The organism is Agrobacterium sp. RC10-4-1 (assembly GCF_014138475.1).
In the GTDB taxonomy this organism is placed as follows: Bacteria; Pseudomonadota; Alphaproteobacteria; order Rhizobiales; family Rhizobiaceae; genus Agrobacterium; species Agrobacterium pusense.
Map to the genome: position 1 here is coordinate 572,761 of NZ_JACJIT010000001.1, position 24,478 is coordinate 597,238.

The following is a 24,478-nucleotide window of genomic DNA, read 5'->3' on the forward strand; positions in this document are numbered from 1 at the left end:
AACGACCATGCTTTTGATCCGCTGCCCCTATTGCAACGAAACGTTGCCCGAAGCCGAATTCACCTATGCCGGGCAGGCCCATGTCGTCCGCGCTGCTGATCCCTCGTCGCAGAGCGATGAGCAATGGGAAGAATTCCTGTTCATCCGCGAAAACGTCAAAGGTCCGCATTTCGAGCGCTGGCGGCACCTGCATGGTTGCGGCCGCTTCTTCAACGCCGTGCGCGACACGGTAAGTGACCGTTTCCTCACGACCTATCGTGCGGGTGAGCCGCGCCCTGAACTGTCCTCCCTGACACGCTTGACCGCAAGCTCCGAGGTGTCGAAATGAACTCCTATCGCGTTTCCGGCCGGGGCCGGGTGGATGCTTCCCGTTCGGTCAGCTTTACCTTCGACGGCAAGACCTATCGCGGCGTCAAGGGCGATACCGTCGCCTCCGCGCTTCTCGCCAATGGCGTGCATCTCATGGGCCGCTCGTTCAAATACCACCGCCCGCGTGGCCCGGTGGCGGCGGGTTCCGAGGAGCCGAATGCGCTGATCGGCACCCGCCGCGGCGCCGGCCGGTTCGAGCCCAATACCCGCGCCACGGTGCAGGAAATCTGGAACGGGCTGGAAACCACCTCGCAGAACAAATATCCGAGCCTGAAATTCGATATCGGCGCTGTCAATGACATGGCCTATATGCTGTTTTCGGCCGGGTTCTACTACAAGACGTTCATGTGGCCGAAGAGCTTCTGGAACAAGGTCTATGAGCCCTTCATCCGCGCGGCCGCGGGTCTTGGCGTCTCCCCTAAAGAAGAAGACCCTGACACCTATGCCTCGCGTAACCTGCATTGCGACGTGCTGATCGTCGGTGCGGGTCCTGCCGGCCTCGCAGCCGCGCGCGCGGCGGCGGTGGATGGCCTCAAGGTCGTGCTGGTCGATGAAAATGCCGAAGCCGGCGGCACGCTGCTGTCCGAACCGCAGGCGAAGATCGATGGCAAGCCCGCATGGATCTGGCTGGCGGATGAATTGAAGGCCCTGAAGGATCAGGGCGTCAAGGTGATGACACGCACCACGGCGATTGCCTATTACCACCAGAACATGATCGGCCTTTGCGAAAAGCTGACCGACCATCTCGAAACCGTGCCGAAGGATACGCCGCGCGAACGCCTGTGGCGCGTTCGGGCGCGTCAGGTGGTGCTGGCGCAGGGCGCACTGGAAAAGCCGCTGGTTTTCCACGGCAATGACCGGCCGGGCGTGATGCTCGCGGGTTCCGCCCAGACCTATCTCAACCGCTATGGCGTCAAGGTCGGCAATCGTCCGGTGGTGGTGACGAGCCATGACAGCGCCTGGTATGCCGCTTTCGATCTTCACGGTGCTGGCGCACCTGTTCAGGCCATTGTCGATACCCGCGCCAAGGTGCGCGAGGAGCTGGTAAACGAGGCGCGTGCGCTCGGCATTCCGGTCAAGCTCTCACATACGGTCACGGCGACGTCGGGGCGGTTGCGCGTCAAGTCGGTTCGCGTCAATCCGGTGAATGGTTCCACTGTCGGCGCAGGTCAGGAAATTGCCTGCGATGCCGTGTTGATGTCTGGCGGCTGGACGCCGTCGCTGCATCTCTTTTCCCACACGCAGGGCAAGATCGCCTGGGATGACGAGCGCACGACCTTCCTGCCAGCGCTCACCAATGAGGATTGTGTGATAGCGGGCGCCGGACGCGGGCTCTGGGGCATCGAGGCCGCGCTGAAGGATGGGGCGGAGCGGGGGCGTGAAGTCGTCGCGGCCCTTGGCAAGGCCGCCAATGTTTTCAGCCATGCGGTCGATCATGATCGCATCGGCAGCGGTGTATCGCACACGGAACTACCAAGCGACCGCGATGCCGGCAAGGCCAAGGCCTTTGTCGATTACCAGAACGATGTGACCGCCAAGGACCTGCGGCTTGCCGTGCGCGAGGGCATGCGCTCCATCGAGCATGTCAAACGCTACACCACCAATGGCATGGCCACCGATCAGGGCAAGATGTCCAACATTAACGGCCTCAACATCGCTGCGGAAGCGCTGGGCAAACGCCAGCCGGAAGTTGGGCTCACCACCTTCCGTCCGCCCTATACGCCGACAACCTTTGGTGCCTTCGCCGGTTATCACCGCGGCGCGCATTTCGAAGTGACGCGCAAGACGCAGATCGACAGTTGGGCTGAGGCCCATGGCGCGGTTTACGAGCCGGTCGGGCAATGGCGTCGCGCCTGGTATTTTCCAAAGCCTGGCGAGGATATGGATGCCGCCGTTCGCCGCGAATGCCGGGCGGTGCGCCAGAGTGTGGGCATTTTCGATGCCTCGACGCTGGGCAAGATCGAGGTCGTCGGTCCTGATGCGGTCGAGTTCATGAACCGCATGTATACCAATCCCTGGACAAAGCTTGCCGCCGGTCGCTGCCGTTATGGCCTGCTGCTCGGCGATGACGGCTTCATCCGTGATGATGGCGTTATCGGCCGCATGACCGAAGACCGTTTCCACGTCACCACCACGACTGGCGGTGCCGCCCGGGTGCTGAACATGATGGAGGATTACCTACAGACGGAATGGCCCGATCTGAATGTCTGGCTGACATCGACCACGGAGCAATGGTCCACCATCGCTCTCAACGGCCCGAATGCGGCAAAGCTGCTCGCGCCGCTGGTGGAAGGTGTCGAGCTGACCGAAGAGGCCTTCCCGCATATGTCCTGCGTGGAATGCACCGTTGCCGGCATGCCGGCGCGGCTATTCCGCGTCAGCTTCACCGGCGAGATCGGCTTCGAGGTCAATGTGCCGGCACCGCTCGGTCGCAAGCTCTGGGAAATCCTGTGGGAGGCCGGTCAGCAATATGAGATCACGCCTTATGGTACCGAGACCATGCATGTGCTGCGCGCGGAAAAGGGCTACATCATCGTTGGCCAGGATACTGACGGCACGGTGACGCCCTATGATGCGGCGATGGGCTGGGCCGTTGGCAAAAACAAGCCCGATTTCGTCGGCAAGCGCGGTCTCGCGCGACCCGATCTCGTCGCCAAGGGCCGCCGCCATCTCGTCGGTCTACTGACGGAAGACCGTTCGAAGCTGGAAGAGGGCGCGCAGATCGTCTTCGACCCGAAACAGCCGATCCCGATGAAGATGGTTGGCCACGTAACGTCATCCTACCATTCGGATGCCGTTGGCCAGCCGATCGCGCTGGCTCTCGTGGAAGGCGGCCATGAGCGGATGGGCGAGACCGTCTACATTCCCATGCTGGACCGCACCATTGCCGCAAAAATCACCGGGATGGTCTTTGTCGATCCCGAAAACACCCGCCTTAAAATCTGACCCGGAGCCGACAATGAACATGCGCGTTTCCTCCTCCGTTTCCGGCGTGCTTGCCGAAAGCAAAGCGGCACGGGTCAGCATCTCGGCCGCACAAGCCCGGTTTTCGTTGCGTGCGCGCGGCGATCTGGCGCCGCTCAACGCTGCCCTCGGCCTCGACTTGCCCGACCGGATCGGCGCCCGCGCCGCTTCCGGTGAGATTGAAGTTCTGCGCCTTGGTCCCGACGAGTGGACCGTCGTTGCACCGACGGCCGAAATCAACAGGCTGATCGCGGCCTGCGCAGACGTTTATGCCGACCTTCCGCACAGTCTTGTCGACATTTCCGGCCGTGAAGTGACGATGTTGATCGAAGGTCCGCGGGCTGCTGAGTTGCTGACATTGGGCTGCGCCCGCGACATCGACACCATTGCCGTTGGCGAGGGACGCCGGACGATGTTCGACGGCGTGACCGTGGTGCTTTGGCGAGACGCTGAAAACCGGTTCCGCATGGATGTCTGGAACAGTTTCGCGTCGCATCTCGGCCATCTGCTTGAAACCGGCTGCAGGGAGCTCGCCGCCGAAACCGCCTGAACGCGTTGCAGTTTCAGAACCGTCCAGGAGCTGATCCACCAAGGGGAGCAGGATTTGACCACCTATGTCATGAAAGTCTCGTGCCCGGCGCGCAGCGGCATCGTTGCGGCCGTATCCGGATATCTCGCGCGGTCCGGCTGCAATATCAATGACAGCTCGCAATTCACCGATCAGGAAACCGGCCGTTTTTTCATGCGGTTGAGCTTCGTTTCGGAGCAGGGGCTGGAGCGGGACGCTCTCGCCGAGGGTTTTGGTCCGGTCGCCGTCGACTTCGACATGCAATACGACATCCACGACCTTTCCCGCAAAACCAGAGTGGTGATCATGGTGTCGCGCTTCGGTCATTGTCTCAACGATCTGCTTTATCGCTCCCGCATCGGCGCATTGCCGGTGAAGATCGTCGCGGTGATATCCAATCATCTCGATTATCAGAAGCAGGTCGTGAACGACGACATTCCGTTTCATCATATCCGCGTCACGCCTGAGACAAAACCGGAAGCCGAAGCGGAAATCCTGCAGGTGGTGCAGGATACTGGCGCGGAACTCGTCGTTCTCGCCCGTTACATGCAGGTTCTGTCGGACCGGCTGTGCCAGGAAATGTCGGGCCGCATCATCAACATCCACCATTCCTTCCTGCCATCATTCAAGGGCGCAAATCCCTACAAGCAGGCCTATGAGCGCGGGGTACGGCTGATTGGAGCAACCGCCCACTACGTCACCGCCGATCTCGATGAAGGGCCGATCATCGAGCAGGACACGATCAGGGTAACCCATGCACAGAGCGCGATGGATTATGTGTCACTCGGCCGCGACGTGGAGAGCCAGGTGTTGGCGCGCGCGATACATGCCCATATCCACCACCGGGTTTTCCTGAATGGCAACAGGACCGTGGTTTTCCCCGCCTCGCCGGGAGAATATGTCTCGGAGCGGATGGGCTGAGCGCGGCGCTGCCGTAGCCCCGGCTCCGCCATCCCCTTGAACAGGCGCGGGCTGCTGAACGGCAGCCGCCCTCGTCCGGTGCCGGGTCAACCGTCATACTCATCGTCGGTGACCTGTTCCAGCCAGTCCACCACCTTGCCGTCCTTGACCTCCTGAAGCGCGATATGGGTCATGGCCACATCAGGTGCGGCCCCGTGCCAGTGCCTCTCGCCCGGTGCGAACCAGACGATATCACCGGGGCGGATTTCCTCCACCGGGCCACCGTCACGCTGCGCCCGGCCGAGACCGGAAACCACGATCAGCGTCTGACCGAGGGGATGGGTGTGCCATGCCGTTCGCGCCCCGGGTTCAAATGTAACCTGAGCGCCCTGCACCCGCTCTGCATCGAAGGGGTTGAAGAGCGGATCGATGCGGACCGTGCCCGTAAACCAGGCCGCGGGGCCTTTTGCCGATGCCCGTGTTCCTGCGCGCAATATTTCCATGGTCATTCTCCTGACTGATGTTCCAGGCCGGTGGGAAGCGCGGGGCCTGCCGTCGCCCACAGGGCGGGGTCATCGCTTTCCGCATTCTGTGAAGCCCTGCCTCCGGTCTCCGCCACGCGCTTCATTCTCGCGCGTTTCCGAGAGTTGCGCCGGCCGCTTCCGCGACCTTTTCAGACCGCTCGACAAAAATCAATCTCGGGATTGACTCGCTTATGAAAACGGTTACATTCGCTGATGTAAACGGTTTCATAGTCGATATCCGTTGCTTGGAGGAGCAAGTTTTCATGTTTAGACATTTGTTGGCTGCTGCCGCGATGGTGCTGGCGGCGGGCACGTCCGTGCACGCGCAGGAACAGAGTTTCAAGATCGGTCTTTCCAATTCTTTCGTCGGCAGCGAATGGCGCACGCAAATGATCGAGGAAGCTCAGGCTGCCGCGAAGGCGTGGGGCGAAAAGGGCGTCAAGGTCGAGGTTGTCGTCCAGAGCGGCAATGTCGACGTGCAGGGGCAGATCGGTCATATCCGAAATTTCATGAACCAGGGCGTTGATGCGATCCTCATCAATCCCGGCAGCCCGACCGCCTTCGATCCAATCTTCGCGCAGGCCAAGGCGCGCAACATCCTCGTCATCGCAACCGACGCCGAAGTGTCCTCCAAGGATGCGATTTATGTCGGTATCGACCAGAAGGCATGGGCCGCGCAGTCGGCGCAATGGCTGGCGGATGCGCTGAAGGGCAAGGGAAGCGTCGTCGCCATCAACGGTATCGCGGGCAATCCGGCAAACGAAGCTCGCGTCGCCGGTTATCGCGAAGTATTCAAGAAATATCCTGACATCAAGGTGCTGAACGAAGCCAATGCGAGCTGGGATCAGGCGCAGGGGCAGCAGGCCATGCAGAACCTGCTTGCCACTTATCCCGACATCAGCGGTGTCTGGGTGCAGGACGGCATGGCCGACGGCGCGTGGCGCGCCATCGAAGCCGCCGGCAAGACCAAGGACATTGCTGCGACCGGTGAAATCCGCAAGGACTTCATGACCCGCTGGGAAAAGGAAAAATTCAACTCCGGCGCCTCGGTCAATCCGCCCGGCGTGATGGCCAGTGCGCTCAATGTCGCTGTCCTGAAGCTTCAGGGCAAGGAATTCAAGGACGGTATCTTTGGCGGCACCTATGGCAACGCCATCTATATTCCGATCCCCTTCGTCAGCAACGAAAACCTTGCTGACAATATCAAGGCTGCAGAAGGCAAGCCCGGTTACTGGTCCGTCACGGCGACCGTGACGCCGGAACAGGCCGGCGAGTTCTTTAAATAAGAACCGTCCCGGGCCGGCGGAAGCGCCGGCCCGAACCGGAATTTCGAGTGCGGACCGCGCGTTGGCTGGCCGCCTGTGACAAGCATTATTCGGGGACATGCGATGGCGAACGCTTTGGAAGCGGCCGGCATAACGAAGAATTTTGGCGCCGTGCGTGCGCTTTCCGACGGCAGGCTGACTGTCGGTCGCGGTGAAATTCACGCGCTTCTGGGCGCCAATGGCTGCGGCAAGAGCACGCTCTGCAAAATCGTTGCGGGCGCGGTGGCGCCGACGAGCGGCACGATCAAATTCAAGGGCGAAGATGTGCGCTTCAAGAGCCCGCGTGACGCCGAAGACGCCGGTATTGCGCTGTTTTACCAGGAACTCAGCCTTGTTCCGCAGCTTTCGGTTGCCGATAACATCTTTCTCGGCCGGGAGCCGAAATGTGGCATTTTTGTTGACCGTAAGGTGCTGAAAGCCGAGGCGGCAAGGCTGATCGCCCTGTTTGACGGCGTGGCCGGCGAAGGACTGGAGCCGGATGCGATCGTTGGCACTCTGCCGCCCGATCAGCGCCAGCTCGTCGAAATCCTCAAGGTCTTTGCCCAGAATGCCAGCCTCATGATTATGGATGAGGCTACGGCAGCGCTCGATGGTCGCCAGTCCCAGCGCTTTTTTGAGATACTCCGGGCCAAGAAGGCGGATGGTGTCTCGACCATCATGATTTCCCACCGTCTCGACGAGGTTTTTGCCGTCTGCGACCGCATTACCGTGATGCGAAACGGCGCAACGATTTCGGAGCTCGATACGGCGGCAACCACGCGTGAAGCTGTGGTGCACGATATGGTCGGCGATGTCCGCGCAGCACCTGCCCGCCAGCAGGGACGCGCTGCCGCAACTCCCAGCCTCAAGGTGACGGATGTTACAGGCGAAGGCTTGCGCGGTGTCAGTCTTGAAGCCTATCCGGGTGAAATCGTCGGTCTGGCCGGCCTGCAGGGGCAGGGACAGTCGGCGCTTTTGAAGGGGCTGTTCGGCGCGACGCCCTTTGCGACGGGCCAGACATGGTTCGATGGCCGTGAAATTACCATCGGCAAGCCATCGCACGCGGTTCACAACGGTTTTGCCTATGTCTCGGGCGACCGCGGGCGTGACGCTTCCCTTCAGGGCCGGTCGATCTTTGAAAATCTCGTCGCGGCCCTGATGGTGCGCGAAAAGATGCGGCTGGTCCGGCCCGCCACGCTGAAGCCGCGGGTGCAAAAGGTCGCGGATGATATGAAGACGAAGTTTGCCGGCCTGGATATGGCGATCGGCACGCTTTCGGGCGGCAATCAGCAGAAGATATTCATTTCCCGCTGGCTTGCCACGGCACCGAAACTGCTGCTGCTCGACGATCCGACCAAGGGCATCGATCTCGGCGCGAAGGCCGACCTCTTTGCGCTGATGCGGCAGCAGGCCGATGCCGGCGCGACCATTCTTCTCTACTCCTCGGAAGATGCGGAAATCCTCGAATATGCCGACCGCATTCTTGTGTTCAACGGTGGACGCATTTCTGCGGAACTGACCGGAGCCGACATGACATCTGTAAACATGACCCGCGCCGCTTATGGAGATGCCGCATGAGCGTCTCCGGTTTCCTGCGCAGGCAGCCATGGGTCATCACCCTCGTCGTTCTTGCCGTTCTCGTCGCCGTGAATACGTTTCTGCAACCGTCCTTCGTTCAGCCCTCGGTGCTGCAATCGAACCTGACGACGTTCCTGCCGCTGATCCTGGTCGCCATCGGCCAGACCTATGTCATTCTGGCGGGCGATATAGATTTGTCGGTTGGCAGCATCGTGGCGCTCGCCAATGTCGTCACCGTCAGCGTCATTGCTGCTCTTGGCGGCACGACTGGCGCTGTCGTCGCCGGCATGGCAGCGGGTGTAACCGTTGGGCTACTCTGCGGCCTGGTCAACGGCCTCTTCATTTCGGGCCTGCGTTTCCAGCCGATCGTGACCACCTTCGCGACAGGCATCATCTTTGCCGGGATGGCGATCTGGGTTCTGCCGCAGGCGGGCCTGCCGGTGCCGGAGGCCTATTGGCAGACCTATTCCGGCAGCTTCTTCGGCCTGCCCTTCGTGCTTTGGGTGCTGATTGCCGGCATCGCCTTCACGCTTATCGTGTCGCGTATTCCTTTTCACACGCATCTGCTTGCGGTGGGTGGCAATCGCACCGGCGCCTTCCAGACGGGGCTACGCCTCTCCGGCATCCGTATCGGCGCTTACATGATCTCTGGTCTTTTCTCCGCGCTGGCGGCGCTCTGCCTGACGGGTGAGACGGCCTCGGGCGATCCGCTTCTCGGCGCAAGTCTGGCGCTATCTTCCATCTCTGCGGTGGTCTTGGGCGGTACGGCGCTTTCCGGCGGCTTCGGCAGTTCGACCGGGTCGATCGCGGGCGCGCTGGTGCTGGGCATGATCGGCAATGTGATCTTCTTTGCGGGCCTGCCCTTCGAGTACCAGACACTGGTGCAGGGTCTGATCGTGCTGACGGCTCTGGCCGGTGGCGTTCTGGTGACGAGGCGTTGATATGACCAATCCCGGCTTGCAACTCAAAACCCTTCTCACCGATCCCCTGACCATCGCCATTGGCGCATCGGCTTTCCTGCTGCTTGTCGGCGAATTGTTGTCGCCCGGCTTCGCACAGGGATCGCAGATCGTGCGGCTGCTGACGATTGCCGCCATTCTCGGTATCGTCGCGGCGGGCCAGAATCTCGTTATCCTCGGCGGACGCGAAGGCATCGACCTTTCCGTCGGCGCGATGATCTCGCTCGGCGCGGTGCTTGCCGGCAATATGATGAACGGGCAGAATGCCGGTATTCCCCTTGCCATTCTGGTTGCGGGCGGCATTCCGTTCCTGATCGGCCTCATCAACGGTCTCGGCATCACCTTCGTGCGCATTCCGCCGCTGGTAATGACGCTTGGCATGACGGCGGTCATCCAGGGCGGGCTGGTGGTTTATTCGCAGGGCGTTCCGTCAGGTGCGGCGGCACCGCTGCTCGCAGGTTTCATCAACCGCCCCCTCATCTTCGGTATTCCCGGTGTACTCTTCGTCTGGCTGGGCATCGCCGCGATCATGCTCTTCGTCCTGCGCCGCACGGCTTTCGGCTTCGCCATTTACGCCATCGGCTCCAACGAGCGGGCGGCGACGCTGGTAGGTCTTCCTGTTCCGCTGATCCGCACGCTGCTTTATGGCCTTTCCGGCCTGTTCGCTGGCCTGACCGGGGTTTGCGTCATCGGCTATACCGGCACGTCCTTCATCTCTGTCGGCGACCAGTATGTGCTTCCGTCGATCATCGCAGTGGTCATTGGCGGCACCTCGCTGGCCGGCGGGGCTGGCGGATATGTCGGAACCATGGCCGGCGCAGTTGCGCTCACCATTCTGCAAAGCGTACTGATAACGCTCAACCTCGATGTATGGGCACGGCAGATCATATTCGGTGTCACGTTGCTAGCGCTGATGCTGCTTTATGGCCGCCAAAAGCAGTTGCGTGTGTGACAGATGAGCAAAGACCACAGTTCGAATATCAGGGAAGTTGCAGCTCTCGCGGGTGTCTCCATCGCGACAGTATCGCGCGCGCTGCAGCAACCCGACAAGGTTCGCCCGGAAACCCGCAAGAAGGTTTTCGATGCCGTTCGGCAGGCGAACTTCGTTCCCAATGCGCAGGCGGCCAGTTTCCGCCGCCAATCCAACAACACCGTCATCCTTCTCGTTCGCGATATCGGCAACCCCTTCTATCTCGAAATCTACAAGGGTGTTGAGGAAGCGGCGGGCGAAGCGGGCTTCAAGGTGCTTATGGGCGATGCCCGCAATGACGAGCACCGTGTGGCGACCCACATCGATATGGTACGGCAGAAACATGCCGACGGCCTCATCCTGATGACCGGGCAGTTCCCGTCCGAGCTTCTCGATCAGGGCGATGCGCTGCCGCCGATCGTCATCGCGTCGGAGACGGTGCCCGGCCTCGCATTGCCGACCGTCAAGGTGGACAACCGCGCCGCATCGATGAACGCCGTGCGTCACCTCATGGAAGCGGGACATGAAAGGATCGTGCATCTGGCCGGTCCCGTACCGGAAAGTCTGGCGCAGGAACGTTTCGACGGTTACCGCGCGGCACTTGCGGAGGCCGGCATAGCTTATGCCGACGAACTGGTGGTGACGGGTGATTACAGCATTGAGGCCGGCCGGCAGGCGATTGCGGGTCTTCTCGAAGGCGGCATTGTCTTTACCGCGATCTTCGCATCGAGCGACCAGATGGCGATTGGCGCGATCAGCGAGTTGCGGGGCAGGGGTCTGTCGGTCCCGGGTGACGTCTCCGTCATCGGCTTCGACGATATCATCTTCGCCAATGCCTTTGAGCCGCCGCTGACGACGGTGCGTCAGCCCCGGCAGGAAATGGGCCGAAGGGCCATGGCGCTGATGGTGGACAGGCTGAATGGCAAACGCACCGCCGAGACCATCGTGCTGGATACCGAACTGGTGGTGCGCGGCTCGGTCGCGCCGTGCCGACCGCCGCACCGGTAGCGGCCAGACTGTGAATGCAAGGAGTGTAAGGACATGAAGACGATCAAAGGCCCGGCGATTTTCCTCGCGCAATTTGCCGGAAACGAGGCCCCTTTCGATACGCTCGACAATCTCGGCCAATGGGCGGCTTCGCTCGGCTACAAGGGCATCCAGGTGCCGACCGACCCCAAGCTCTTCGATCTGGAAAAGGCTGCGAAATCCAAGGACTATTGCGACGAGATCAAGGGCCGTCTGGCCGAGATCGGTGTCGAGATCACCGAGCTTTCGACGCATATTCAGGGCCAGCTCGTTGCCGTTCATCCCGCCTATGACGAGATGTTCGACGGTTTCGCTCCGGCCGAACGGCGCGGAAAGCCGCAGGCGCGGCAGGAATGGGCGGTCAATCAGCTGAAATGCGCAGCGAAGGCGTCGCGGCATCTCGGCCTCAAGAGCCATGCGACCTTCTCCGGCGCGCTCGCCTGGCCGTTCGTTTATCCGTGGCCGCAGCGCCCGGCGGGCCTTGTCGAAATGGCCTTTGCCGAGCTCGGCAAGCGCTGGACACCCATTCTCGATGCCTTCGAGGAAAATGGCGTGGATCTCTGCTACGAGCTGCATCCGGGTGAGGACCTGCATGACGGCGTCACCTTCGAGCGATTTCTCGAAGCCACCGGCGACCACGCGCGCGCCAACATCCTCTACGATCCCTCGCATTTCGTGCTGCAGGCGATGGATTATCTCGGCTTCATCGATATCTACCACGAGCGTATCCGCGCCTTCCACGTCAAGGATGCCGAGTTCAATCCAACCGGCCGTTCCGGCGTTTATGGCGGGTATCAAAGCTGGGTCGATCGGCCGGGCCGTTTCCGTTCGCTGGGCGACGGGCATGTCGATTTCGGCGCGGTTTTCTCGAAGCTCACCCAATATGATTTCGATGGCTGGGCGGTGCTGGAATGGGAATGTGCGCTGAAGCACCCGGAAGACGGCGCGCGCGAAGGCGTCGCCTTCATTGAAAACCACATTATCCGTGTGACCGAGCGGGCCTTCGACGATTTCGCCAAGAGCGGCGTCGATGATGCCGCCAATCGTCGCCTTCTCGGCCTCTGAAAGGGATAGCCATGTCTTCCACACCAAAAAAATTCGACAGCCGCCGTATCCGTCTCGGAATGGTCGGCGGCGGTCAGGGCGCCTTTATCGGTGCGGTGCACCGCATCGCGGCCCGGCTGGATGACCGTTACGAGCTCGTGGCCGGAGCGCTTTCCTCCGATCCCGCGCGTGCGGCCGCTTCGGCAACCCTGCTCGGCATCGCGCCGGAGCGTTCCTATGCCTCATTCGAGGAGATGGCCGCGGCAGAGGCCGGTCGAGACGACGGTATCGAGGCAGTCGCCATCGTGACGCCCAATCACCTCCATTTTGCGCCCTCAAAGGCCTTTCTCGAGGCCGGTATTCACGTCATCTGCGACAAGCCTGTGACCGCGACACTTGAGGAAGCAAAGGCGCTGGCCGAGATCGTCAGGGCGTCGGACAGCCTGTTTGTCCTGACGCATAATTACACCGGCTACGCCATGCTGCGGCAGATGCGGCAGATGGTGGCTGACGGAGCCATTGGCAAGCTGCGCCACGTTCAGGCCGAATATGCCCAGGACTGGCTGACCGAGGCGGTTGAGAAGACCGGTGCGAAGGGGGCGGAATGGCGCACCGATCCCAGCCGCTCCGGCGCGGGCGGCGCCATCGGCGATATCGGCACCCACGCCTTCAACGCCGCCGCCTTTGTTACCGGTGAAATCCCGAAGAGTCTTTATGCCGACCTGACCTCTTTCGTGCCGGGCCGGCAGCTGGATGACAGCGCCAATATTCTTTTGCGTTACGAAAGCGGCGCCAAGGGCATGCTTTGGGCAAGCCAGATCGCAGTCGGCAATGAAAACGCGCTGTCGCTGCGGGTCTACGGCGAAAAGGGCGGGCTTGAATGGCACCACCGCGTGCCGGATGAGCTGTGGTTCACCCCTTACGGGGAGCCGAAGCGGCTCATAACCCGCAACGGCGCAGGCGCAGGAGCCGCGGCCAACCGTGTCAGCCGCGTGCCATCGGGGCACCCGGAAGGATATCTCGAGGGTTTTGCGACGATCTACCGCGAAGCCGCAGATGCAATCATTGCCAAAAGGGAGGGAAAAGCAGCCGCCGGGGAGGTGATTTACCCCGGCATGGAGGACGGCCTTGCGGGTCTCGCATTCATCGATGCCGCCGTTCGTTCCAGCCAGACCTCGACCTGGATCAATATCGATATCTAGGTCGCAGCCTATCGGAGGAGACGACACAGGGCGCCGAAGGTGATGCCCAGCAAAGGTACACGTGTCGTCACATTGATCAAACGGAAAGGGAGTTACGCGTTTGAAAACGTTCAAGTCAAAATTCGCAGGCATGGCAGTCGTCGCAGCATTGGCAGCCAGTTTCGCAAATCCGGTTTTTGCCGATGACAGCAAGACCCTGCCGATTGCCGCGCAGATGTATACGCTGCGCAATTCCGGAACGCTGGAGGAGCAGCTGACGATCCTCAACCGCGCGGGCGTTTCCGCGGTGGAAACGGTGGACATGCAGAAGGTCAGCGCCAGCGAATTGAACACGCTTCTCGAAAAGCACAAGATCAAGGTCATTTCCTCGCATGTGCCGATCGACAAGCTGCGCGGCAACCTCGACGAGGTCATCACCGAACAGAAGGCTGTCGGCAACCCTGTCGTGACCGTACCTTTCCTGAAGCCGGAAGACCGACCAAAGGACGCCGCTGGCTGGACCGCCTTCGGCAAGGAACTGGGCGGCTATGCGGACAAGCTGTCCGCTGCGGGCCTTTCCATGGCCTATCACAACCACGACTTTGAAATGGCAAAGTTCGACGGCAAGACGGCGCTGGAACTGTTGCTCGACGCCGCCGGCCCGAAACTGCAGGCCGAAGTCGACGTCGCCTGGGTGGCGCGCAGCGGCAATGATCCCGCAGAATTCCTCGGTACCTTGAAGGGCAAGGTTTTTGCCATCCACGCCAAGGACAATGCACCGACGGGCACGGCGGAAAACGAACGCGGCTTCGCCATACTCGGCACCGGCACGCTTGACTGGAAGACGATCCTGCCGGCGGCCAAACATGCCGGCGCAAAATGGTTCATCCTCGAGCACGACCTTCCGCTCGATGCCGAAGCGGTCGTAACCAAGGGCAACGCGTTCCTCAACGAACACCTGCCGACCATTCAGTAAACACTGCCAGTAAAACCAGAACCGCTCCCCGGCGGCCGGTTTCGGCGGGGAGCATGAGGTTCGACAGACGCATGTCCATTTTCCGCCGCGCCGCGACGGGAAGCGCTTTGCCCTGTCGTTTTTTCCAAGCTCACATCGGAGGAGTTATCATGGCAAACAATCATTATGATGCGATTGTTGTCGGCTCGGGCATCAGTGGAGGCTGGGCCGCAAAGGAACTCACGCAGAAGGGCCTGAAGGTTCTGATGCTGGAGCGTGGCCGCAATATCGAACACGTCACCGACTATCAGAATGCCGACAAGGAAGCCTGGGACTACCCCCATCGCAACCGCGCCACGCAGGAAATGAAGGCGAAATATCCCGTTCTCAGCCGCGATTATCTGCTGGAAGAGGCGACGCTTGGCATGTGGGCCGATGAGCAGGAAACGCCCTATGTCGAGGAAAAGCGGTTCGACTGGTTCCGCGGTTATCATGTCGGCGGCCGCTCGCTGCTGTGGGGACGCCAGACCTATCGCTGGTCGCAGACCGATTTCGAGGCCAATTCGAAAGAAGGCATCGCCGTTGACTGGCCGATCCGTTATGAGGACGTGTCCCCCTGGTATGACTACGTCGAGCGCTTCGCCGGCATTTCAGGCAGCCGCGAGGGGCTGGACATCCTTCCTGACGGGGAATTCCTGCCGCCCATTCCTCTCAATTTCGTAGAGCAGGATGTCGCAAGCCGGCTGAAGAAGGCGTTCAAGGGCACGCGCCACCTCATCAATTCGCGCTGCGCCAACATCACCCAGGAACTTCCCGATCAGGAACGCACGCGCTGTCAGTTCCGCAACAAATGCAGGCTGGGCTGTCCCTTCGGCGGCTATTTCAGTACGCAGGCATCCACCCTGCCGGCAGCGGTCGCTACGGGAAATCTCACGCTTCGTCCCTTCTCCATCGTCAAGGAAATCCTTTATGACAAGGACAAGAAGAAGGCACGCGGTGTCGAGATCATCGATGCCGAGACAAACCTGACCTATGAATATACCGCCGACATCATCTTCCTGAACGCATCGACGCTGAACTCGACCTGGGTGCTGATGAACTCGGCCACCGATGTCTGGGAAGGCGGGCTTGGCAGCAGCTCCGGCGAACTCGGCCATAATGTTATGGATCACCATTTCCGCATGGGCGCCACCGGCCAGGTGGAAGGTTTCGAGGACTTCTATTTCAAGGGCCGCCGTCCGGCGGGCTTCTACATTCCGCGGTTCCGCAATACCGGTGACGATAAGCGCAAATATCTGCGCGGTTTCGGTTATCAGGGCTCCGCCAGCCGGTCGCGCTGGGAGCGGGAGATCGCGGAACTGAATATCGGCGCCGATTACAAGGAAGCGCTGACCGAGCCGGGTGGCTGGACCATCGGCATGACCGCCTTCGGTGAAATGCTGCCCTATCATGAGAACCGCGTGAAGCTGGATCATGAGAAGAAGGACAAGTGGGGCCTGCCGGTCCTTTCCATGAATGTCGAGATGAAGCAGAACGAACTCGACATGCGCGAAGACATGGTCAATGACGCCGTCGAGATGTTCGAGGCGGTCGGCATCAAGAACGTCAAGCCCAGTCGTGGCAGCTATGCGCCGGGCATGGGCATTCACGAAATGGGAACGGCCCGCATGGGACGCGACCCGAAAACCTCTGTCCTTAACGGCAACAACCAGGTCTGGGATGCGCAGAACGTCTTCGTCACCGATGGCGCCTGCATGACTTCGGCCTCCTGCGTCAACCCGTCCTTGACCTATATGGCGCTGACCGCGCGTGCGGCCGATTTCGCCGTTTCCGAACTGAAGAAGGGGAACCTGTGATGAACAGACGCGAACTGCTGAAACTCATAGCCGTTGCGACCGGCCTGCCGCTGATCGGTGCGGATATCCTGACAGCCGCCGAAAACGCTGCCAGGCCCGCCGGGGGTGCCCATGTCTTTACGCCCGAGGAAATCCGCTTTCTGGACGAGGTGGCGGAAACCATCATTCCGCGGACCTCCACGCCGGGCGCGAAGGACGCGGAAGTCGGTGCATTCATGGCCGTCTATGCGGCCGATTGCTACACTGACGAACAGCGGACACTCTTCCTTTCGGCCATTTCCGACATCGAGAAACGCAGTCAGGCCGAACACGGGAAGGCCTTTGTGGATTTGACCGTCGAACAGCGCCAGGCGCTGCTTTCTGTGCTGGACAAACAGGCCAAAGCGGAACAGTCGCCGGCAAAACCGCATGCTTTCACGCTGGTCAAGCAGCTGACACTGCTTGGTTTCTTCACCTCGAAGATCGGCGCCACGGAAGTTCTCGTCTATGACGAGATTCCCGGTGGCTTCGAGGATCGCGTTCCCTACAAGAAGGGCACGCCTGCCTGGGGCACGACCTGAAGAAAATCGCCGACCCGTCTGCTTCCGTGGACGGGTCGTACTCAAGCGGCAAGACAAGGATGACACGATGCGCAAAATAACAATCATCGCGGCGGCAATGTTTGCCGCAAGCGCCATTCCTGCTTTTTCGGAGGGCGATGTTGCCAAGGGCGAGGCCGTCTTCAAGCGGTGTTCCGCCTGTCACGCCATCGGTGAGGGCGCTAAAAACAGGGTCGGCCCGCAGCTTAACGGGATTATCGGCCGCGCGGCGGGCGGCGTGCCGGACTATACTTACTCGGCAGCGATGAAAAAAGCGGGCGAGGAAGGCCTCGTCTGGACGCCGGAAGAATTGCGGGCATTCCTGAGCGCGCCCAAAAAGAAAATCCCTGGCAACAAGATGGCGCTGGCCGGCATCAGCAAGCCGGAAGATCTGGACAATCGCATTGCCTATATTGAAAGCGCGGCTTCGAAACCTGCAGAGTGATGGCGGCGGAGGCGGGGGAGGATAGGCTGATCCTCCTTCCGGCTGCTGCCGGGAGAGGACGGCCAATGTCATAGAACCCGCCCCGCTTCCTCGATGAATCTTCGCACCAGCGGCAGATGTCGTCTTTCGGCAAGGCAGATCGCATATTCATCGATGAGTTCGGTGGCATCGCAGAGCGGCACGAAGGAAAGGCGCGCGTCGTGACCGAATTCCAGATCGGCCACCACGCCGCATCCCACACCGTTGGCGATGGCTTCTCGCACGCCCTCGCGGGAGGAGATTTCTATGACGGGCTGGATGGAGATACCGTGATCGGCAAGGTTCTTTTCGAAGATTTCGCGGGTGCGCGATCCCCGTTCTCGCATGACGAAGGACAGGCCTTCAAGCTCTGCCACGAAGACGCTCTCCCGCGCCGCCAGCGTGTGAAAGACGGGCACGCACAGGCCAAGCCGCATGCTGAGGAATTTGACGCCATAGAGGCGCGGATCATCAGGTGCACGGGCGGTAATGGCGACATCGGCGCGATAATCGATGATCTGTTCCATCACCCGCGCGGAATTGTCCACCGAGAGCGAAAAGGTTAGCTGCGGCCGCTCGGCCTTCAGGCGCGAAAGAATAGGCAGCGGCAGCACGGGACCATCCGCTGCAACGCGCAGATGCCCGCCCGCAGAACCCGTATCGCCGCGCAGGAAGGCCTTGGCCTCGTTTTCGGCCTGAAACAGGCGCGCGGTGATTTCGAACAGGCGTTCGCCCTGCGGGCTGAGGCTCACCCCCCGCGGTTTTCTTTCCAGAAGGTTCACACCGCTGATCGCCTCCAGCTCGCGCACATGGGCTGAAAGGGTGGATTGGCTGATCGCCATGTCCCGCGCGGCCTGAGAAAAACCGCCCGATTGCGCGACGATGTGAAAGGCTTTCAGCTGGGTGGTCGACATGAGATCCTGTTCTGCCGGCGCTAGCGCCGTGTGCGCCTTCCTTCTGCCGTGCGATTATCGGCGAAAACGCTGACAACACCATGACGCCCGCGGGAAGGCTTCGTTTACCCTGTGGCGTAACCGATGGCGGCCATGGGAAATCGCTATGGCGCGTTTACACTTTGTTAGGAATTCGTCATCCGGGCGTTAGCCCCTGCCTCTAATCGTGCCGCCATGGCCTCGGCCAATCCGTTTCACGCAAAAAGGCCCAAGAGATGACGACTTCGCAAAACTCGATCGCCAACCCCATCGAAACCTCTTCCGATTGGCTGCTGAAGATCCCGGACCTCTCGCAGCAGCAGAGCATTCTCGTTTCGCCTGGTGTCACCGGCACGGTAACGTCCTACAGCCTGGTATATGACGTCTATTTCCCTTCGGGCGGCTCCACCGAATGGATACCTTTCCTTCAGACGGATCTTACCAACAGCAACGACGGTGACATTTTTGGCTCTGCAAGCAGTGCCAGCTACGGTATCGGCATCGGCGGTAATTATCGCGGCACGGCCAAACTGGATGCCTGGAACCGTATTGGTGTCACGATCGAAAAGAATTCGAACGGCACCGTTTCGATGAATAAATACGTCAATGGCGACTATATCGCGACCCAGCAGATATCGTCCAACCCGGGACGCTTCGCCATCGACCTGTCCAAAGGCTTCCTGATCTTCTCGGATGAGGATGGCGAAACATCTCCCGGCTATCTCAGCAATTTCCTCTTTCTCCAGAAAGTGCTGACGAAGGCCGAAATGTCCTATCTGGGCGCAGCAAAAGCATCGGGTATTCTGCCGGATGCAATGAAGCAGGCGGCAGAGCAGACAGGCGCTCTCGAAGTCCGTTTCTCGGAAGGCTCGGCCGCACCCGCAATCGGCACGGGAACGATTACCGCAAAGGGCACCACGCTCGAATTCACGACGCCTGCAAAGGCTAACGTCCTGGGAATTGGCGAGACGGCCCCTGTCGATCCGTCGGCCGTGGCAAAAACCGCCATGATCAAGGACATGATGGTGACGCCCGACGCGGCAAACGTGACGATCGATCTGTCGAAGTACTTCTCCGGCGAAAAGCTTACCTTCACCGTGCAGAACAGCGAAAACAAGGTCGTGAATGCGGTCCTTGCGGAAGGCAACAAGCTGACGCTTGACTTTGCCGAACTCGGCCACTCCGACATTCGTGTGACCGCGACGGACGCTGCCGGCAAAAGCATGGCCGACGACTTTCGTGTGCGTGTGGCCGGCCCGAACGCCTATACGATCGCCGTTTTTCCGGACACGCAGGACTATACCTCGAACGATGGCATCAAGCATCTCTTCGGCGACATGACGCAGTGGCTGGTCGATAACCGCCAGAGCCACAACATCGTCTTCATGAGCCATGTGGGCGATATCACCCAGAACAACCAGTCGTCCGAATGGGATATTGCCGAATCTGCGCTGCGCAAGCTCGATGGCAAGCTGCCCTATGCGCTGCTTCCCGGCAATCACGATCAGGGCTCGTCCGGCAACGCCGCAAACCATTCTTCCGACCAGCTGGACAGCCGTTTCTCGGCTGCAAAGCAGGCGGCGACCAATGCCGGCACCTTCGGGGGCGCTTACGATCAGGAACAGGCCGCCGCCCGCAACACCTACAGCACCTTCACCGCGCCTGATGGGACCAAGTGGTTGTCCATTTCGCTCGAATTCGGCCCGCGCGACGACGTGATCCGCTGGGCGGGCGATGTGATCGAGAAGTTTCCCGACCATCGCGTGATGCTCGCAACGCATTCGCTGACGAGCTATGCCGGCCGTCAGGACAATCTGGCCTTGCCGCTCTATGACGAAGGCGCCGGCTACGATTACGGTATGCGCACCGACCAGCGCGGCGCAAACGACGGCGAATATGTCGCCCGCGTCTTGTTGTCCCGTTATCCGAACATCGTCATGACCTTCTCCGGTCATATCTTCGGCGATGGCGCAGAAACCGACATCACCTACAACCAGTATGGCGAGCCGGTCTTCCAGTTCCTGGTCAACTACCAGAACGGCGTATCCCGCGAAATCACCGGCAACGGCATCGAGTCGCGCGGCAATAACGGCGGCAACGGCGCAATACGCCTGATCACCATCGATCCGGACAATAACCGCATCTCCACCGAAACCTACTTCACCGCCTTCGACGATTACCTCGACGGTTACCGCAGCAAGCCGGAAATCGATCGCAACGGCCTGACCGGTTATTATCGCGGCCATCAGGAAGTGTTCGAAAACGTCTATGTCGGTGCAGGCAAGGCGCGCGCCATGGCCGATGCCGGTGACGACATCGTCGCCAATGCAGCAACCGGTGCATCGAAGGCAAGCGTTAACCTCTCCGCCGCCAAATCACTGCTGTCGGCAGACATCAAGAAATTCGTCTGGACGGACAAGAACGGCGATGTGGTTGCCGAAGGCAAGGAAGCGGTTGCCGATCTTTCGCTCGGCAAGCACAAGCTGACGCTGACTGCAACCGACGCCAACGGCGTCAAGACCACCGATAAGATTGACGTTCTCGTTCGCGGCGACCGCACCCTGCTGGTTGAAAACTTCAACGACGGCAAGGCGGACGGCTGGGCCACCAATTTCGGCGCGACCGATGGCAACACCGGCAACTTCCTGCTCAAGGGCACGGTATTTTCGCGCTCGAGCACAACGGATGGCCTTGCCGCTCCGGAGGCATCGCTCTTCGACCAGAGCGATGCGACCGGCAACAAGCTTGTTTATATTGGCGGACAATCGGCCGGCTGGAGCGACTACGTCCTGGAAGCGACGCTCATCCAGCTCGATAATGACGCAATCGGCGTCTACTTCTATTATAAGGACGCGAACAACTACTACCGCTTCTCGATGGATGGGGAAACCAACCGCCGCCAGCTGATCAAGGTTTCGGGCGGCAATGAAGTTCTGCTCGCCTCGGTCAATGAGGGCGTTCAGTATAATATGGAGCTTCCGCTGACCGTCTCGGTCGTCGGTGGCGTCATCAACGTCTTTCTGGGTGACAACAACGTCTTTGGCGGCCCCGTCGTGGATGCGACGTCGCCGCTCTCCGGCGGCACGGTTGGCGTCTATTCCAGCGGTCAGCGCGCCTCGGTTTTCGATGACATCGTCGTCACGCGCGCGGTCACGACCGCCAAGGCCGGGATCGACCAGCGGGTCTACGACCTGGATGGCGATGGCAAGGCTTCCGTCACGCTCGATGCATCCGGCTCCTTTAGCCCTGAGCATCTGACTGGCTTCGTCTGGACGGACCTCGACGGCAATGTCGTCGCCACAGGCAAAAAAGTCGACGTCGCGCTCGATACCGGCATCAATAGGCTGATCCTGAAGGTCACCTCCGCCAACGGTGCCGTTTCGACCGATCGCGTTGATGTTACGGTCGTGGAGAAGGCGAAAATTCTCGTTGCCGAGGATTTCTCCTCCGCTGAGGCCATGGCGCGCTTCAAGATTGTTGACGAGGGTGAGTTCGGCGGTATCGGGCCGGATGGGAAGTCCTCTGAGTGGCTGATTTCCAACGGCAGGCTGGTTCAGACAACCGAGCTTGCAAGCCGTGAGCTGACCTGGAGCGGCGCAACCAACTCCGACTACTGGAAGCGTGGCTGGAGCCCGATGGGGGACGGCGTCAACGTGCTGCGCCTTGGCACTTATGCGCTCTTCAACGACCCGGCAGCGCTGGCATGGACCGACTACGCCATCGAAACAACGTTCCAGACACCTGACAAGGACGGCCTCGGCTTCCTGTTCCGCTACAAGGACAGCAAAAACTATTACAAGCTCGAACTGGATGCCGACGGCATTCTTGATCGTACCCCGAGCAATGGCGCCGGCAGCATCTTCAATCTCGTCCGGATGCGAAACGGCATCGAGGAAATCCTCGCTCAGGTGCCGGGCAAATATGAGCCTGGCCAGGATACGAAGCTGCGCGTCGAGGTCATCGGCGACAAGATCACCGCTTTCCTCAACGAAGAGGCGCTGTTTGCCTATCCCATCGGTGATCGCGAACTCGACGCGGGTACTTTCGGCCTCTATTCCTGGGGTAATAAGGGTCTGGCCTTCGACAATCTGACGGTGGTCAATCTGAAATCTGGCCTCGAGGCGGGCACAACCATCAACGGCACGGAAGCGCGCGACACCCTCGTGGGTACAGATGCCGATGAAACGATCTTCGGCCACGGGGGCAATGACCGGTTGATCGGCAACGCCGGCAACGACCGCCTAGCCGGCGGCGATGGTAACGACGTGCTGATGGGCGGGGCAGGGCGTGACGCGCTGTCCGGCGGCAATGGTGACGACGTGCTGTTTGGCAATGAGGGCAACGATATCGTCTCCGGCGGTCTGGGTGACGACGTCATCGAAGGCGGCACCGGCAACGATCTGCTGCTCGGCGGCGATGGCTCCGACACCTATGTCTATGGCCGCGGTGACGGCTCCGACGACATCGTCGAGACCGCTGGTGCAACGGGCGACAAGGACGTTCTCGTTCTGCACGATATTGCCAGAAACGAAGCCGTCCTGCACAAGTTCGGCGACAACGTCGAAATCGAATTCGGCAACGGCGAAAAAATCTCGCTGCGCAACCAGCTCGCTGGCGGCGGTCTAGAACTGGTGACCTTCGCCGACGGAACGCTTCTCAACCGCGATGCGATCGTCAAGGGTCTTGTCAACCGTGGCCCGGTTGCTGCTGCCGATACGCTGGCTGCAGTCGATGAAGATGCGGCATCCTTCCTTATTTCCTTCGCCACATTGCTGGCGAATGACAAGGACGCCGATCTCGACCAGCTGGCGGTGACGGGTGTCTCCCTTGTCGCGGGTGGAACAGCGGTTATGGAGGAAACGGGCATCCGCTTCACCACGGCAGCCGATTTCAACGGCACGGCGTCCTTCAGCTACAGGATCACTGACGGTCGCGGCGGTTCGAGCGAGGCGACGGCAAGCTTCACCGTCAAGCCTGTCAATGACGCACCTGTTGCCGCCTCCATCGCCGTCAAAACGGATGAGGATGTTGTCCTGAAGGGCAAGGTCGTTGCATCCGATATCGATGGCGATACGCTGACCTTCGCCATCAAGGCCGATGCCGGCGCGGCGAAGGGCGAAGTCAAGATCGACGCGGCGACCGGTGAGTGGGTCTATGCGCCGAACGCCAATGTGAATGGAACCGACAGCTTCACGGTTGTCGTTTCCGATGGCAAGCGCGGCAGTGCCGAGAGCGTTGTCTCCGTCACGATCAATCCCGTCAACGATGCGCCTGTGGCCGTAGACGACAGGATCACCGTATCGGAAAAGGATAACGCCAGCTTCGATCTGGTCGCCAACGACACGGATGTGGAAGGCGATCGCCTGACGCTCATCAGCGTCGCTGTGGCGGCCGTTACCGGTCTCGCGCTGACCAGCGAGCAGGCCGCTGCCGCCTTCTCCGTGGTCGATGGCAAGCTGGTTGTTGATCCTTCCTCTGCCTTTGCGGCCCTGGAAGATGACCAGCAGGCGGTCGTGACGCTCACTTATTCGGTTCGCGACGCCAATGGCGGCGAAGCGCACGGCACGACAACCGTGACTGTGGACGGCTACACCGAATACACCATCGTCAGCGGTACTGACGGTAACGACGTCCTGGTGGCTGGCGATGGCAAGGACATGCTGGAAGGTGGTGACGGCAACGACACGCTGCTGGCCGGTGCCGGCAACGACATGGTGGATGCGGGCGCTGGCAACGACCGTGTGGTTGCTGGTGACGGCAACGATATCGTCGAGGGCGGCGCCGGTAACGACATGCTGATGGGCGGCGCCGGCAATGATGTTCTTCACGGCGGTGCTGGCAACGACCAGCTGAACGGCGGATCGGGCGATGACACGCTGATCGGCGGGGCGGGCAACGATGTGCTGACCGGTGGCAGTGGTGCGGATACCTTCGTTTTCGCGGCCGGCAGCGGCCGGGATGTGGTGACGGACTTCCAGGCCGGCGCTGACGGCAAGGATGTCGTCGAACTCTCGAAGGACGTCTTTGCGGATTACCAGGCGTTTATCGCCTCCGGGGTCTTCACGGATGGCGACCACGGTGCCGAGATCGCCTTCAAGGACGGGTCGACGATTACCTTCGATGGTGTGAAGACCGAGCAATTCGTCATCGACGACTTCCGCTTCGCGTAAACCACAAGGGCGCATCCATCCGGGTGCCCTTCAAATCGCGCCAAACCCGCCGATTTCGGCGGGTTTGTGCTTGAGGGAGCCTGGCATGAGTGGCCCATCCTGTCGGCAAAGACGAGTAAGAAAACGTCTTCGTCATT

18 protein-coding genes are annotated in these 24,478 nt (G+C 60.7%); 16 read left to right on the forward strand and 2 right to left on the reverse strand.

Annotated elements, in window-relative coordinates; translation table 11 throughout:
- The first annotated feature begins 7 nt into the window (after positions 1-7).
- The 4 genes from FHW77_RS02645 to purU are packed head-to-tail and all read left to right on the forward strand — an operon-like array spanning position 8 to position 4,822.
- Positions 8-328 (forward strand): sarcosine oxidase subunit delta, encoded by a 321-nt coding sequence (locus FHW77_RS02645; RefSeq protein ID WP_004445406.1) that lies wholly within the window; start codon positions 8-10, stop codon positions 326-328.
- Positions 325-3,315: a sarcosine oxidase subunit alpha gene (locus FHW77_RS02650; RefSeq protein WP_004445405.1), complete on the forward strand. Its 2,991-nt coding sequence runs from the start codon at positions 325-327 to the stop codon at positions 3,313-3,315. The genes FHW77_RS02645 and FHW77_RS02650 overlap by 4 nt, the downstream gene beginning before the upstream one ends.
- A gap of 13 nt (positions 3,316-3,328) precedes the next feature.
- Positions 3,329-3,883, forward strand: a complete 555-nt coding sequence (locus FHW77_RS02655) for a sarcosine oxidase subunit gamma (protein WP_004445403.1) — start codon at positions 3,329-3,331, stop codon at positions 3,881-3,883.
- A gap of 54 nt (positions 3,884-3,937) precedes the next feature.
- The gene (gene purU, locus FHW77_RS02660) at positions 3,938-4,822 is read left to right on the forward strand and encodes a formyltetrahydrofolate deformylase (protein WP_004445401.1); all 885 of its coding nucleotides are present in this window, start codon (positions 3,938-3,940) and stop codon (positions 4,820-4,822) included.
- A gap of 86 nt (positions 4,823-4,908) precedes the next feature.
- On the opposite strand, the gene FHW77_RS02665 is transcribed toward purU, so the two are convergent.
- The gene (locus FHW77_RS02665; RefSeq protein ID WP_004445400.1) at positions 4,909-5,304 is read right to left on the reverse strand and encodes a (R)-mandelonitrile lyase; all 396 of its coding nucleotides are present in this window, start codon (positions 5,302-5,304) and stop codon (positions 4,909-4,911) included.
- Positions 5,305-5,588: 284 nt separating this feature from the next.
- Here FHW77_RS02665 and FHW77_RS02670 point away from each other — a divergent pair, with 284 nt between their 5' ends.
- The 11 genes from FHW77_RS02670 (at position 5,589) to FHW77_RS02720 (ending at position 17,221) form a co-directional block, all read left to right on the forward strand.
- The gene (locus tag FHW77_RS02670) at positions 5,589-6,611 is read left to right on the forward strand and encodes a substrate-binding domain-containing protein (protein WP_004445399.1); all 1,023 of its coding nucleotides are present in this window, start codon (positions 5,589-5,591) and stop codon (positions 6,609-6,611) included.
- 102 nt (positions 6,612-6,713) lie between these two features.
- On the forward strand, positions 6,714-8,207 hold the full coding sequence (locus FHW77_RS02675; protein WP_004445398.1) for a sugar ABC transporter ATP-binding protein: 1,494 nt from the start codon (positions 6,714-6,716) through the stop codon (positions 8,205-8,207).
- Entirely contained in the window at positions 8,204-9,148 is a 945-nt protein-coding gene (locus FHW77_RS02680) for an ABC transporter permease (protein WP_004445397.1), read from the forward strand. The genes FHW77_RS02675 and FHW77_RS02680 overlap by 4 nt, the downstream gene beginning before the upstream one ends.
- A 1-nt stretch (position 9,149) precedes the next feature.
- Complete coding sequence (locus FHW77_RS02685) at positions 9,150-10,118, forward strand: ABC transporter permease (protein ID WP_004445396.1); 969 nt, start codon at positions 9,150-9,152, stop codon at positions 10,116-10,118.
- 3 nt (positions 10,119-10,121) lie between these two features.
- A complete protein-coding gene (locus FHW77_RS02690; protein ID WP_004445395.1) occupies positions 10,122-11,144 on the forward strand; it encodes a LacI family DNA-binding transcriptional regulator in 1,023 nt (340 codons plus the stop codon).
- Positions 11,145-11,177: 33 nt separating this feature from the next.
- A complete protein-coding gene (locus FHW77_RS02695) occupies positions 11,178-12,227 on the forward strand; it encodes a sugar phosphate isomerase/epimerase family protein (protein ID WP_004445393.1) in 1,050 nt (349 codons plus the stop codon).
- Between the two features lie 11 nt (positions 12,228-12,238).
- Positions 12,239-13,408: a Gfo/Idh/MocA family protein gene (locus FHW77_RS02700; RefSeq protein ID WP_004445391.1), complete on the forward strand. Its 1,170-nt coding sequence runs from the start codon at positions 12,239-12,241 to the stop codon at positions 13,406-13,408.
- Positions 13,409-13,508: 100 nt separating this feature from the next.
- Positions 13,509-14,363, forward strand: a complete 855-nt coding sequence (locus tag FHW77_RS02705) for a sugar phosphate isomerase/epimerase family protein (RefSeq protein ID WP_004445388.1) — start codon at positions 13,509-13,511, stop codon at positions 14,361-14,363.
- A 149-nt stretch (positions 14,364-14,512) separates the two neighbouring features.
- Positions 14,513-16,198 carry a GMC oxidoreductase gene (locus FHW77_RS02710; protein ID WP_034496957.1) on the forward strand — a complete coding sequence of 562 codons (1,686 nt, stop codon included), beginning with the start codon at positions 14,513-14,515 and terminating at the stop codon, positions 16,196-16,198.
- Positions 16,198-16,758 (forward strand): gluconate 2-dehydrogenase subunit 3 family protein, encoded by a 561-nt coding sequence (locus FHW77_RS02715; protein ID WP_004445384.1) that lies wholly within the window; start codon positions 16,198-16,200, stop codon positions 16,756-16,758. Before FHW77_RS02710 ends, FHW77_RS02715 begins: the two co-directional genes overlap by 1 nt.
- A gap of 67 nt (positions 16,759-16,825) precedes the next feature.
- Positions 16,826-17,221 carry a c-type cytochrome gene (locus tag FHW77_RS02720; protein ID WP_182590347.1) on the forward strand — a complete coding sequence of 132 codons (396 nt, stop codon included), beginning with the start codon at positions 16,826-16,828 and terminating at the stop codon, positions 17,219-17,221.
- A 68-nt stretch (positions 17,222-17,289) separates the two neighbouring features.
- Here the strand turns inward: FHW77_RS02720 and FHW77_RS02725 are convergent, their stop codons facing one another.
- Positions 17,290-18,153, reverse strand: coding sequence for a LysR substrate-binding domain-containing protein (locus FHW77_RS02725; protein WP_004445381.1), 864 nt, complete (start codon positions 18,151-18,153; stop codon positions 17,290-17,292).
- Between the two features lie 254 nt (positions 18,154-18,407).
- Here FHW77_RS02725 and FHW77_RS02730 point away from each other — a divergent pair, with 254 nt between their 5' ends.
- Positions 18,408-24,341: an Ig-like domain-containing protein gene (locus FHW77_RS02730; RefSeq protein WP_004445379.1), complete on the forward strand. Its 5,934-nt coding sequence runs from the start codon at positions 18,408-18,410 to the stop codon at positions 24,339-24,341.
- Positions 24,342-24,478 lie beyond the last annotated feature (137 nt).